Below are 13510 nucleotides of genomic sequence, written 5' to 3' on the forward strand. Positions count from 1 at the left end.
TATCAGGTCTGAGGGTCGGGAACGTCGATTGTTTCCGTCAGCCGTTCCGGCTCGCTCTTCGCAGCGGGCGAGGAGCGGACGCGCAGGGGCGGCGCGTTGCCGTCCTTGCCCTCGCCCATGTAGACGGTGAGGTGCGGGAAGGGAATCTCGACGCCGGCCTCGTCCAGCACTTCCTTGACGACCTCGTTGTAGGCGCGGCCGACGCCCCATTGCGAGCCCGGCAGCGTCTTGATGCGCACACGAACGACGACGGCGGAATCGCCGAGCTCGTTGACGCCGAACATCTCGAGATCCCCGATGATGGCGTCCTTGTGCTCGCCCTCCCTCAGGCGTTCGAAGGCGACGCCGAGCAGGCGCTTCACCTCCTTGATGTCCTCCCGATAGGCGACCCCGATGTCGGCCACGTGATAGGAGAAGCCGCGCATGAAGTTGGTGACGGTGTCGACCGACGAGAACGGCACGATGTGATAGTTACCGTCGATGCTGCGCAGGCCGACCGAACGGACGGTGAGCTTCTCCACGACGCCGGTCGTGCTGCCCACGGTGACGACGTCGCCCTCGTTCATAGCGTTCTCGAACTGGATGAAGACGCCGGTGATGATGTCCTGCACCAGCTTCTGGGCGCCGAAGCCGATGGCGAGGCCGGCCACGCCCGCGCCGGCGATCAGCGGTCCGATGTTGACCCCGATCTGCGACAGGGCGAGCATCAGGCCGAGCACGATCAAGGTGACCAGCGCCGCGTTGCGGAACAGCGCCAGCAGCGTCCGTTCCCGCGCCGTCGGCACCGTCCCGAAGGATGGATTGAGCCTGTAATCGATCCACGACGAGACCGCCAGCCACAGCACCAGGGCGATCAGGACCGTCAGGAACGCGCCGAACAACCCGCCGATGACCGACGACCCGGTCTCGCTGGCAGCCCATTCCACAACGTCCACCAGTTCCCAGATGTCGACCACCGCGAGCAGGAGGACCATAAGGATGATGAACCGGACGATCTTCAGGATTGTCGGCACGTAGTGGTTCAGCTGGCGCTCGAGCAGCGGCAGGCGCGCCTTCAGGTCCTCGGGCAGCCGCATGCCCCCGGTGATCGCGCGGCGGATGACCGCCATGACCAGCGCTGCCGCCGCAATCGCGATCAGCGTCTGCGCCGTCGAGACGAGCATGTATTCCATCGCGCGGTCGGGCCGCGTGACGGAGACCAGAAAGAGCGCCACGACGTAGAAGATTGCGAAGATGTGCCAGACGCCGCCGATGAGCTGAAGGGCGCGGCGCGACGAAATGCCGGGAAGTCCCTCGCCGTAGTCGCGGATGGCCTCGCCGACCTTGCTCTTCTTCTGCAGGATGATGACGATCGCCATCACGGCCGCGGTGATCTGGATCACCATGCGCAGTCCGCGGCCCGCCGCGAAAGACAGGGTGGAATTGGTGAAGGAGACGAAAAAGAGGATGCCGTAGCCGAGGAAGCCGGTCAGCCGCGCGCTCCAGAAATACCAGAAGTTCGCCTCGGTGTCGGTGATCGGCAGGACGCGCAGCCCGCCATAGCGCGGCGCGAGAAGGAAACGCAGCGCGACCTTGATGGCCTCAACGACAAGGAAGGCATTGAGGAAGTAGGCAAGCTGGACCTGCATGCGACCCATCTCGGCACCGCTGAAGAGCGCGATGCCGTAGCCCGCCGCCCATGCGACGAGAATGATGGCGAGATCGATCAGCCCGCCAGCCAGACGATAGACCAGGCGTCCGACCGTCCCGACCCTTGCCGAACGCCGCTCCAGCGACGCGAAGGGGCGCCGGGCGAGGAGCCGCAGCAGATAGAAGATCGCAAAGGCCGCCGCTGCGACGAGGACCACGCGCAGCACCAGTGAACCGAAGGCTTCCCAGCCGATGGTGGTCGTGCCTTCGAGCAGTCCGGCGAGGCCGTAGACGGACCGGACGATCTGGATACCGACCGCCGACGCCGCTTCGGCCGCGCCTTGCGTGTACGCGCCGATGCGCTGTGCCAGCGAAAGGGTCGGCGCGGCGGGCGCCGGTTGGGTGTCGGCGGATCTCGACGCCCCGGCCGCGCCGCGCAGGTACTCGATCAGCGCCGCGCGCGCCGCCGGGTCCTCCAGCGCTTGCACCAGCGCTTCGGCCAGCGCTGGATCGATGCCCGAGCGCTCGCTGGATTGCTCCGCCGCAGCCTCCGTCTCTGGAAGGACCTGGGCGAATGCCGAAGCCGACGGGCCGAAGGCGAGGATCGCCGTCAGGAAAATGCTGAGAATGAGGCGGAGCGGGTTCGACATCACGGTCCGGGTAGCCAATGAAGGCTTGTAAGGCAAGTTTCGCCGGCGGCGCGACCGCGGATCCCTCCCGGCGACCGCCAGACCGCGGACAAGAAAGCGGCCCGGACGTCGAGGCCGGGCCGCGTTTCGAAACGTCGACTGTCGGGACTAGCTTCGGTCGATGTACCGCACCGACATGTCGCGTCCGTCCGCCCTGATCTTGACTGAGAGAGGCCGGCCGGCCTGCGAGTAGCCTGCGAACTCATAGTAGATGTCGAGATCGCGCGTCAGGCTGCGGGTCGAATGGGCGACGCGGAAACGTCCGAGTTCATTGCGGACAACCCTGCGGACGGATTCTGGAACCGCTTCGAGCGGCACCGACTGGTCGATCGAATGGATGCGACCGTTCGGCAGCACGTCGACTTCGACGCGGCGTCCGTTCTCCAGATCCTGCCCGGCGATCTCGATTACGCGCCGGCCGTCATCGATCTCGAACTCGTATGTGCTGAAGCGCGCATCCGGAACGGCGTAGCGCGCCGTCCTCAGTGCGCGCCTGGCGACTTCGGCGCGCCGCTCCTCGCGGGCGGTCTGGCGATCAGAGCCGCGCGAGGCCTGGCCGTCGCCCCGCATCGTTTCGCGATCACGCATCTGCCGGCTCGTATCTTCGTCGCGGGCGGCGGATCGGCTGCTGCGGTCGGTTCGGTCCTGGCGGTTCACCGTCTCCTGTCCGGGACCTGCTCCGAGGTCCCAGCTCCTGTCGTCCTGGAACTGCTCGATGTCGCCGGGGACCTGTTCGCCCTCCTCGATGATGTCGCTGAAATCTTCCTGCATCCCGCGATCGGTGCTTGCAGTGCGATCCTGACCGTCATTCATGCGGTTGCGGGTCTCGACGTCATCGTTGGCGACGTCGGGGATCGGAAGCAAATCGGCGAGATCGCCGAATGTCCGGTCGTGCGAGGCTTGGGCATCCCGGTTTCTGTCATCGGGACGATGCCACTCGGAAGGCTGCCCTCCGCCGTCGTCCGCCTCTGCGACGTCGGCGCTCGCGCCGGGGTTGACGGGCGGATCGCCCATCGCATCGCGGACCGATCCATCGTTTCGGCCGGTCTCGTCGATCGCGTCGAGAATGTCCTCGCTTCGCAGGCCGTTGTCTTCGGCCGTGTAATCGGGACAGTTCATCTGCAACTGGGCGGTCGTGTCTTTCTGGCCCCCGCCAGAATCCTGCGCCATCGCGGGCGTCATGCCGATCGCCAGAACGCTGACTCCAGCCATCATAAGATGTCTCATTTTGCTCTCCCATATCTTTGCTGCGGGGGTGGACTGTCTCGGTTTTCCCCGCGCTGTTCTTTGCGTATGCTGCAGCGACAGTCCCATGGGACAACCCTTCAGGGTGGGATTTGTTCGATCCGATCCGGTTCGATCCCTCGTCTGCCCGGCGAATGTCCCTGCCCCCGGAACAAATGGCGCCGCGGCCTATTTCACGAGTGATGAGGGAACAGACGGCATGTTGACCGAACACATGCTCGAGCACATCGTGGCGATGAACGTCGTCGCGCCCTTCGCGGTTCTCGCGGGGCGAGGCTTTTTCATGCACCGGGCCTCGCCGTCCAGATGGCTCGGCGTCGCCATCGTTCTTCAGATCGTGCTTCTGTGGGGCTGGCACATGCCGGCGGGTCTGACCTTCGCGGTACGAAACCCGGCCGCCCTCCTCGCCATGCACCTCTCGCTCTTCGCCGCTGCCCTCCTGTTCTGGGCCGCCGTGATTGACGCGGCCGGCACGCGCGCCTGGGGCGCGCTGAGCGCGCTCCTCGTCACTGCCAAGCTGTCCTGCCTCCTCGGCGCCCTCTTCACCTTCGCACCACGACCGCTCTATGCGGGCTATCTTGCATCGAACGGCATCCAGACCGATGGTTCGGCACTGGAAGACCAGCACGTGGCAGGCCTGCTGATGCTCACGGCATACACCTTCAGCTACATCGGCGCGGCGGTGGTGATCGTGGCGCGATGGCTGTCGGAGGTCGAGAAAGCTCCCAGCTGGCATGACGGTCCGGCCTGACCATGTGGCGGCCGAAGAAGTTCAAGGCGCAACGGGCGGCGTTCTACCTGATCGTGTTCATGGCCATCGGTGCCGTGGGCGCCGCGGGGCTCATGCTCTCCGGCGTCTACAACGTCGCGGCATCCGCAAGACATTTCTCCATTACGGAGTACCTCATCAAGGTGGTCCTATGGCGCTCGGTCGCATTCCATAGCCGCGGCGGCCCCGAGGCTCCCGACCTTGCCGACCCCGGCCTCATCCGGTTGGGGGCGAATCACTTCGCCGCTGGGTGCGCCCCCTGCCACGGAAGCCCCGGTCAGGACAGGTCGGCGGCGGTGGACCGGATGTATCCTGCTCCGCCGCCGCTGGATCTCGTGCGCGACGACTTCGACACGTCGGAACTCTTCTGGATCGTCCAGAACGGATTCAAGTTCACCGGGATGCCGGCCTGGCCGGGCGAGGGTCGTAAAGACGAGGTCTGGCCGCTCGTCGCCTATCTGGAACACCTTCCGGAAACCAGCCCGGCGGAGTTCGCGTCGATGACCAGCGATTCCGGTGGAACATTCCGCGCGCAGCATGGTCTCGATTTCGGCGTCGGTTTCGCCCCCTCTGGCGAGGGGCTGCTGCGCTACTGCGCGACGTGCCATGGCGAGGCGGGCGCGCGTCCCGTGGATGGCCTCGTGCCGGCGCTCGCCGGCCAGAATGCAGCTTACCTGCGCCGGTCGCTGGAGGAATACCAGCAGAACCGGCGCCAGAGCGGCATGATGGAGACCGTCGCGGCGGAACTGGATACGGACACCATCGCCGAACTCGCGGACTATTATTCCCGCGCGCGACTAGCCGACCAGACTGTCGAGCAGCGGCCGGATGCGGCCAGCATCGAGCGCGGACGCGCGATCGCACTCCAAGGCATACCGACGGAGCGCGTTCCTCCCTGCGCCGCATGCCATTCGGGGACGAAATCGGACCAGTTCCCGCGCCTGACCGGCCTCTCCGCCACATACATCGAGGTCCAGTTGCAGCTCTTCCACGACGGTGTGCGGGCTCAGTCGCCCTACGCCGAGATCATGCACAACGTCGCCCGCTACATGAACCGGGAACAGATGGAAGACGTCGCCGCCTATCTCGCGTCCCTGCCGCCCGGAGCCGTGTTCGGCGCCGAGAGCGCCGCCAGGAGGGAAGGAAGATGAGGAAGCCCGCCGCTCCCCTGCTGCTCCTTGCCCTGGCGCTCGCGCTGAGCGGCTGCGCGGGCGTCCAGTCCGCGCTGATGCCGCGCGGCGAGGAAGCGATCGAGGTCGATCGCCTGTTCTGGACGATCACCGGGATCAGCGCATTCGTTACCGGGCTGGTGGTGGTTCTGGTCGCCGTGGCGATGTACGGCACGCCGCACTGGCGCGCCCGCCTCGACCGGGACTGGATCGTCTGGGGCGGCGGCATCGTCTTTCCGGTCGTCGTATTGACTGGCGTCTTCATCTACGGGCTGATCGTGCTACGGTCGGGAGACGTGCGCGCCCGGGAAGCGGAAGAGCCGGGCATCTCCGTCGTCGGCAAGCGCTGGTGGTGGGAGGTCGTCTATACCGGCCCCGACGGCGAACCGGTGACCACCGCCAACGAACTGCGGATTCCCGCCGGGCGCCCCATCGCGATCAGGCTGGAATCGGACAACGTGATCCACAGCTTCTGGGTCCCGCGGCTTGCCGGCAAGCTGGACATGATTCCCGGCCGCAGCAACGTCCTGACACTGGAGGCGACAGAGCCGGGCCTCAGCCGAGGCCAATGCGCCGAATATTGCGGCGGCGCGCACGCGCTCATGGCCTTCTACGTCGAGGTGCTGCCACAGGAGGACTACGACGACTGGCTGGCGCACGAGGCATCCGACGCCAGGCCTCCGGAAAGCAAGCAGGAGATCCGCGGGCAGGAGATCTTCATGCGTAGCGGCTGCGGCGCCTGCCATTCGATCCGCGGCACCGAGGCGAACGGCGTCATCGGACCCGACCTGACCCATATCGGTAGCCGCCACTCCCTGGCCGCGGCCGCCCTGCCCAACAGCAAGGCGGCCATCGCCACCTGGATCGTGGAAAACCAACACATCAAGCCCGAAAACCTGATGCCCGAATACCGCATCTTCGAGCCGGAGGAACTCGACGCGGTCGCGGCCTATCTCGAGAGCCTGGAGTAGGGCATGCTCGATTTCACCCAGTTCGGCCTAGCCATCAACATCACGCTGTTTGCCGCCGCCGCGATCGTTGTCTGGTTCGCGGGCACGCGGCTGACGGGCTATGCGGACGCGATCAGCCGCGTGACCGGCGCCGGTCAGGCAGTCGTTGGCATCATCCTGCTGGCCGGCGTGACCTCGCTGCCCGAGATCGGCGTCACGGCGACCGCGTCGATCTCCGGCGATGCACAGCTTGCCGTCAACAACCTGTTCGGGAGCATCGCGCTGCAGGTGGCACTGCTGGCGGTCGTCGATCTCTTCATCGGCCGCGATGCGCTGACGTCGGTCGTCCCCGATCCGACCGTCCTGCTCGAAGGCACGCTCAACGTCATCCTGATCAGCTTCGCGGCCGGTGCGATGGTCGCGGGCGACGTGCCGTTCCTCGGCGTCGGCCTCTGGGCCTGGGGATGCCTGTTCGGCTATGTCGGGGGCGTCTGGATGCTGTCGAAGGCGCAAGGCAAGCGGCCCTGGCTCGCGGCGCGCGGCGGCGAGGTCGATACGCCGCTGATCCGCGAACAGTTCGAACGCGAGGAGGCGTCCGCCGCCGAGGACGACAACCTGAAGACCCTGTTGCTGAAGATTGGCGTTGTGGCGGCGATCATTCTCGTATCAGGCTTCGTGCTGGCCAGGAGCGGTGACGCGATCGCCCAGCAGAGCGGGCTCGGCCAGAGCTTCGTCGGTTTCGTGCTCGTCGCCTTCGCCACATCGCTTCCCGAACTCAGCACGGCCATCACCGCCGCCAGGCGCCGGCTCTATACCATGGCGATCTCCGACATCCTCGGCACCAACATCATCAACGTCGCGCTGCTGTTCGCGGTCGACCTGCTCGACACCGATCCCGAGCCGGTGTTGAACCGCGTCGGCGACTTCGCGGTCTTCGGCGCGCTGCTGGCCGTGATCCTCACCGCCATCTTCATGGTCGGCATCGTCGAGCGCCGGGACAAAACGATCCTGCGCATGGGCTACGATTCGCTTCTCGTTCTCGTCGCCTATATCGGCGGCGTCGCCATCCTCTACACATTGCGGCCCGACACATGACCGAGACGACCGAAAGGAAGCTTCCGAACGAGGGAAACAGGCCCAAGGAGGAGGTCGAGGAGCTCCTGCGCATCTGGGCCATGCCCAAGGGTTTCAGGCTGGTCACGGCGGTCAACAACACCGTCATCGGCCTGCTCTACATCGGCGCGGCCTTCGCCTTCTTCATCGCCGCCGGCGTACTCGCGCTCCTCATGCGCACGCAGCTCGCCGTTCCCGAAAACGACTTCCTGAGCCAGGACCTCTACAACCAGATCTTCACCGTCCACGGCACCACGATGATGTTCCTCTTCGCGGTACCGGCCGTGGAGGCGCTCGGCGTGATGCTGCTGCCGCAGATGCTTGCGGCCCGCGATCTGCCGTTCCCGCGGCTCAGCGCCTTCGCCATCTGGGCCTATGTCGTGGGCGGGACCGTCTTCTTCTCGACCGTGCTCTACGACCTCGCGCCGAAGGGCGGCTGGTTCATGTACACGCCGCTGACCCTGAAGGAGTTCTCGCCCGGCGACAACGCCGACTTCTGGCTGCTCGGCATCGGCTTCATCGAGATTTCCGCGATCGCCGGCGCGATCGAGATCGTCGTGGGTGCGCTTCGTACCCGCCCGCCCGGCATGTCGCTCTCGAAGATGCCGATCTTCGGCTGGGCGATGCTCATTTTCGCCGCGATGATCATGTTCGCCTTCCCGGCCGTCATCCTCGGCACCATGCTGCTCGAGATCGAGCGCTCCTTCGGCTGGCCGTTCTTCACCGCCGACAAGGGCGGCGACCCGGTACTGTGGCAGCACCTCTTCTGGTTCTTCGGCCACCCCGAGGTCTACATCATCTTCCTGCCTGCGGCCGGGCTGGTCTCGATGATCGTGCCGACCATGGCCCAGCGCCCGCTGATCGGCTACAATCTGATCGTCGTCGCGCTCATCGCCACCGGTTTCTTCTCCTTCGGCCTCTGGGTCCACCACATGTTCACGACGGGCATACCGTCGCTCAGTCTCGCCTTCTTCTCGGCGGCGAGCATGGCGGTGGCGGTGCCGTCGGGAATCCAGATGTTCTCCTGGATAGCCACCATCGCCGGAAGCAAGGGCCGGTTCCGCATCAACACGCCCTCGCTCTTCGTGCTTGGCTTCATCTTCATATTCACGGTCGGCGGGCTCACCGGCATCATGGTCGCGCTGGTGCCGCTCGACTTCCAGGTGCACGACACCTACTTCGTGGTCGCGCATTTCCACTACGTGCTGATCGGCGGGATGGTCTTCCCGCTGTTCGCCACCTTCTACTACTGGACGCCGATGGTAGCGAAGCGCCAGCTGTCCGAGCGGCTCGGGCGGTGGGTGTTCTGGCTGATGTTCATCGGCTTTAACGTTGCCTTCTTCCCCATGCACATCACCGGTCTGCGCGGCATGCCGCGCCGCGTCTGGACCTACGAGTCCGGCCTCGGCTGGGACTGGCTGAACATGATCTCGACCGTGGGCGCCTACATCTTCGCCGCGGGCGTCGCGGTTTTCGTGATCGACCTCTTCCGCAATTTCCGCGCCGGCGAGGGCGGCCCCGACAATCCGTGGAACGCCGGCACGCTGGAATGGCTGCCCAACGACGTCTATTCGGCGCGCAGCGTTCCCCTGATCGACAGCCGCGAACCGCTCTGGGACCATCCCACCCTCCCGCAGGAAGTGCAGGAAGGCCGCCATTTCCTGCCGAACGCGCCCACCGGAGGGCGCGAGACCATCGTCACCTCGGCGATCGAGGGCAAGCCGCAATACATCATCCAGATGCCGGGACCCGGCTGGTCGCCATTCATCGCGGCGGTGTTCACGGCGAGCTTCTTCCTCCTCCTGACCATCAAGCTCGTCATCCCGGCGGTGATCTGCGCCGTGATCGCGGTCGGTGCCATGCTCTACTGGACCTGGGGCCTCGATCCGGGTCCCGGCAAGGGCGAAGTCGAGATTGGCGCCGGGCTCAAGGTTCCGACCTACATGTCGGGTCTGAGTTCGCATTCCTGGTGGGCGATGATCGTGCTGATGCTGGTCGCCTCCTCACTCTACATCGCCTACGTTTTCTCCTATCTCTACCTCTGGGTCGTCTCGCCCGAGTTCTGGGCCGGCCGCGCCTCTCCCGAAGTACCCGACTGGCTATGGCCGCTCGCCGACGCCGCGCTGATCGTCCTCGGCACGCTGTGCATGTGGGGGGCGGGCAGGCTTCTGCCGAAGCCGGGCGAGCGCCGGCTCCTGATGCCGGTCCTCAATGCGCTCGGTCCGCTGCTGCTCGCCGCCGCCGTGGCGCTGGAGATCTACGCCCACTGGCAGACCGGACTTTCGCCGACCGCCAATTCCTACGGCGCGATGGTCTACATGCAGAGTGTCGTCAACGCGCAGCTCGCACTGGCGCTGCTGTTCATGGGCGGCTTCGCGGTGGCGCGCTACTTCGCCGGCAAGCTGGATTGCGAGCGCCGCGTCAGCTTCGACAACGGCGCCCTGCTCTACTACTACGCTGCCGGGCAGGCGCTGTTCGGGCTTGTCTTGATCCACGGCTTCCCGCGGATGGTGATCTGACATGGACAGGCTGGACGAACTCCTCACGCCCAATCCCAAACCCTCCACCGTCGGCACGCTGGTCTATATCCTGTTCGGGCCGATCTTGTGGGCTCTGCAGTTCACCTTGATCTATGGCGGTCACACACTGGCCTGCAGCCAGGGCGCCACGCCGGCCGCAGGCGAATGGCTGGTCTATGCCGCCTCGATCGTCCCCGCGGTGATCGTGCTCGTTTTCCTCGTCGTACAGACGCCCTTCGCCCGCATACTGGGGCTGACGCGCGCGATGGAGGACCGGAGGGCCTACGACCGCATCGCGTGGGCCGTCGCCCTGCTCTCTGAGTTCGCCATCGTCTGGACCGGCGCGACGGCGCTGGTTGTCGCCGCCTGCACGCAGGGGCGCTGACCGGAATGGCGCGCATAAAGAAAACCCCGCTTACGCGGGGTTCCTTTGAAAGTCCGATGTTCGCCGATCAGCTGTAAGGCGAATTGCACTGCTGGCGAGGACCGTTATACGGCTGGAACGTATTGTCCGAAGCCCGATATGACCTGTACCGGTCGTAGCACCATTCGACATGGGCGTTGCCGCCACGGTTGCGGTCGGCGGTGATGGCGCCAGTAATCAGGGAGCCGGCGATGAAGGCAGCCGCCGGAAACCAGAACCCATTGTGCTCGCGATAGCCTGGCCGGCGCTCGCGGTAGCCGCGATGGCCATGGTAGTAAGCCCCATTGCCCCGACGTTCGAAACGCCCGCGATCATTGCGGTCGTGCTTGTTCCCCCGCATGTCGTGCTTGTTACCGCGCATGCGGTATTCGGACGACTCGCGCCAGTTTCGGTACTGAACCTGCTGGATCAGGTTGCCAGCTTCAGGTGCCGATGGTGGCGCGATCGGCGCAGCCGCGAGCGGTGCTGCCATCGATACGGACAGCAGTGCGGCTGAGAACGTGGTAAGGATCTTCTTCATCTTTATCTCCCCTTTCGGGAGTTGTCGTTGTCCCATGCGGACGAAGCCATACTTCGCTCGCACCAACGGGGCGCGGTGGGCATCGTTCCGGCTATGTGCATGAATTTTCGGTAACATTTGGCGTGAACGGTTCCGCTCCGCGCCGGACGCGCGCCTCAGCGACCGGGAGCTGGCAGAGTGCATCGCCCGGGCCGCGCTTGCGAAGAACTGCAACTTCGAGTTCGAGTTCGAGTTCGAGTTCGAACTGAGGAAGCCTCTCGGCGAAATCCAGAGACGCGCCGCGGCCTGAGGGCTCCCCCGGCAAGCGCGTTTCCTGCACCTTTCTGATCGCGCGCGCAGCCGCGGTTGCAGACTGTCGCACGGAACCTTCGCGTCTCCGCCGGGTTGGAAGGCACTCTCGAACCAACCCAATGGAGTTTGCGAAATGGCGCATGAAGACGACGTCAAGCGGGTCTGGGACCTCATGGAAAAAATCGGTTTCTGCATGCTTGCCACCCACGACGGCGACGACATCCGGTCGCGTCCAATGGCAGCCTATGTCGAACCGAAGGAGCACACGGTCTACTTCCTGACCGATGTCGAAAGCCACAAGGACGACGAAATCTCCCGCCGGCCGAACGTGTGCCTGGCATTCGCCGATTCAAGCGGCCAGAAATACGTATCGGTCAGCGGCGTCGCCGCGGTCAGCAACGACCGCGCGAAGATCAAGGAACTGTGGTCGACGCCCGCCAAGGCGTGGTGGGACAATGCGGAGGATCCGTCCATCCGCGTGCTGAAGGTGAGCCCGAAGGATGCGCAGTACTGGGACAGCCCGGGTACCGCCGTCAGCTACATCAAGATGGCGGCCGCCGCCCTGACGAACACGCGCCCGGCAATCGGCGACCAGGCCAAGGTAAAGATGTGAAGCCTTCGATCCGCGGGCGCTGGCTTCGGCGCCCGTGAATCGCGTTGAGGTCCTCGGCAGATTGGACGCGCAGGGTTTGTCCCGTGCGTTCTGGCCGGATCAAATCTCCTCCCGCCGGAGACGCCCCGAACGCTCTCCTGACCTGAAGATTTGCCGCGTTATCTCGTGACCTTGCGTGCGGGCACCTGCCGCTCGGTCTTCTCCGGAGGATCGCTTCCCGGGGGAGACAGGTCCCTGATACGGAACTGCGGCAGCGCATCGGGATGCGTCTTCTGCAACCATTCCACCAGGCGCTCGCGGATCTCGCAACGGAGATCGAAAGCGATGCCCGCATTTCTCGCGCTGGCGAGAGCCCGCACCTCCATCATGTTTTCCCGGAAATCGGTGACCTGGACGACGACCGTGTCGCCGTCCCAGTGCCTGGAATTCCGCACGATCCGTTCCACCTCTGTGCGCAGTTCGTCGACCGGCGTCGAATAATCCAGGTAGATCAGGACGGTTCCGAGCAGCGTTGATTCCTCGCGCGTCCAGTTCTGGAACGGCTTTTCGATGAAATACGAGAGCGGCACGATGAGGCGTCGCTTGTCCCATATGCGCACCACCACATAGGTCGAGGTGATCTCCTCGATATTCCCCCACTCGCCCTCGACGATCACCGCGTCGTCGATCCGGATCGGTTGGGTAATGGCGAGCTGGATCCCGGCGAAGATGTTCTTGAGCAGCGGCTGCAACGCCAGGCCGACGACGATGCCGGCCGCGCCCGCCGAGGCGAGCAGGCTGACGCCGTATTGCCGCACCCCTTCGAAGGTCATCAGCACGGCGGCGAGCGCCACCACGACGATGAGCGTGTCGGCGACGCGCAGCAGGATGCGCATCTGCGTGACGTGCTTGCGCGCCAGCAGGTTGTCCGCCGCATCCAGCTTGAAGCGCCTCAGGTGGATCCGCAGCCATAGGTCGAGCGCGACCCGGACCGTCCATGCCGCGAGCAGGATGAAGCCGATTAGGAGGATGTGGCGGATGATCGCGACCTCTCGGTCCGAGATGGGCGCGAGGTCCGAGGCAATCGACAGGGCGACGATGACGAGGGCGAGGCTGAGCGGGCCGCGCAGGCTCGAGATCAAGCGATTCAGGAACAGGCTTTTCGGCTGAAGGAGCTTGACGCCCCACCGAAGGATGAAAACCCGGAACGCCCAGGCGAGCCCGACGGCGACGATGACGAGGCCGGCGACGACGACCCAGGCGGGAAGGGGATAGAAAGCGTCCATATGTCGATTGCCGGGAATTCCAATCAGCCGTCCGGCCTGCCTCGATCACGCGATGCGAACGGCGTCGGGATCGTTTTCCCGTCGAACCCCCTCTGTTCTCCTTCTGCTCCGGAGACCCTACACGATCGCTTCGGAAGGATCACCGGTGGATTTTGCACTGCACACGTCGGTGAAGCCGGCGTACCGTTTCGCCAACAGTGGCGAGGGGAGTTGTTCCCGCTTTGCGGGAGCAGACGCCGGCGCGAGCGGACTGCGCCAAGGCGGCGCCTCCCGGGAAGAATTTCTTGGCTCTGGGAATATTCGCTACAACCAAC

General features: G+C 65.2%; 11 protein-coding genes. 7 read left to right on the forward strand and 4 right to left on the reverse strand.

The features are described 5' to 3' along the window. Nucleotides 1-2 precede the first annotated feature (2 nt). Together ABGN05_RS07915 and ABGN05_RS07920 are read right to left on the reverse strand one after the other, a co-directional pair. Entirely contained in the window at nt 3-2279 is a 2277-nt protein-coding gene (locus tag ABGN05_RS07915) for a mechanosensitive ion channel domain-containing protein (protein ID WP_367953470.1), read from the reverse strand. A gap of 147 nt (nt 2280-2426) precedes the next feature. Beyond that, nucleotides 2427-3545: a hypothetical protein gene (locus ABGN05_RS07920; RefSeq protein ID WP_367953471.1), complete on the reverse strand. Its 1119-nt coding sequence runs from the start codon at nt 3543-3545 to the stop codon at nt 2427-2429. 217 nt (nt 3546-3762) lie between these two features. Between ABGN05_RS07920 and ABGN05_RS07925 the strand changes: the two genes are divergently transcribed. From ABGN05_RS07925 to ABGN05_RS07950, 6 genes are read left to right on the forward strand one after another with little or no spacing between them, the layout of a single operon-like run. After that, a complete protein-coding gene (locus ABGN05_RS07925; protein ID WP_367953472.1) occupies nt 3763-4314 on the forward strand; it encodes a cytochrome c oxidase assembly protein in 552 nt (183 codons plus the stop codon). Nucleotides 4315-4316: 2 nt separating this feature from the next. After that, on the forward strand, nt 4317-5483 hold the full coding sequence (locus ABGN05_RS07930; RefSeq protein ID WP_367953473.1) for a c-type cytochrome: 1167 nt from the start codon (nt 4317-4319) through the stop codon (nt 5481-5483). Continuing rightward, entirely contained in the window at nt 5480-6472 is a 993-nt protein-coding gene (locus tag ABGN05_RS07935) for a cytochrome c oxidase subunit II (RefSeq protein WP_367953474.1), read from the forward strand. Before ABGN05_RS07930 ends, ABGN05_RS07935 begins: the two co-directional genes overlap by 4 nt. Nucleotides 6473-6475: 3 nt before the next feature. Next, nucleotides 6476-7546 (forward strand): sodium:calcium antiporter, encoded by a 1071-nt coding sequence (locus tag ABGN05_RS07940; protein WP_367953475.1) that lies wholly within the window; start codon nt 6476-6478, stop codon nt 7544-7546. Then, entirely contained in the window at nt 7543-10083 is a 2541-nt protein-coding gene (gene ctaD, locus ABGN05_RS07945; RefSeq protein ID WP_367953476.1) for a cytochrome c oxidase subunit I, read from the forward strand. The genes ABGN05_RS07940 and ctaD overlap by 4 nt, the downstream gene beginning before the upstream one ends. Before the next feature lies 1 nt (nt 10084). Beyond that, a complete protein-coding gene (locus ABGN05_RS07950) occupies nt 10085-10468 on the forward strand; it encodes a hypothetical protein (protein WP_367953477.1) in 384 nt (127 codons plus the stop codon). 67 nt (nt 10469-10535) lie between these two features. Here ABGN05_RS07950 and ABGN05_RS07955 read toward each other — a convergent pair whose 3' ends face one another. Beyond that, complete coding sequence (locus ABGN05_RS07955) at nt 10536-11027, reverse strand: BA14K family protein (RefSeq protein ID WP_367953478.1); 492 nt, start codon at nt 11025-11027, stop codon at nt 10536-10538. Nucleotides 11028-11451: 424 nt separating this feature from the next. Between ABGN05_RS07955 and ABGN05_RS07960 the strand changes: the two genes are divergently transcribed. Further along, nucleotides 11452-11931, forward strand: coding sequence for a pyridoxamine 5'-phosphate oxidase family protein (locus tag ABGN05_RS07960; RefSeq protein ID WP_367953479.1), 480 nt, complete (start codon nt 11452-11454; stop codon nt 11929-11931). Between the two features lie 158 nt (nt 11932-12089). Here ABGN05_RS07960 and ABGN05_RS07965 read toward each other — a convergent pair whose 3' ends face one another. Beyond that, on the reverse strand, nt 12090-13196 hold the full coding sequence (locus ABGN05_RS07965) for a mechanosensitive ion channel family protein (protein ID WP_367953480.1): 1107 nt from the start codon (nt 13194-13196) through the stop codon (nt 12090-12092). Nucleotides 13197-13510 lie beyond the last annotated feature (314 nt).

It is taken from the genome of Aquibium pacificum (genome assembly GCF_040839445.1).
Classification (GTDB): domain Bacteria; phylum Pseudomonadota; class Alphaproteobacteria; order Rhizobiales; family Rhizobiaceae; genus Aquibium; species Aquibium pacificus.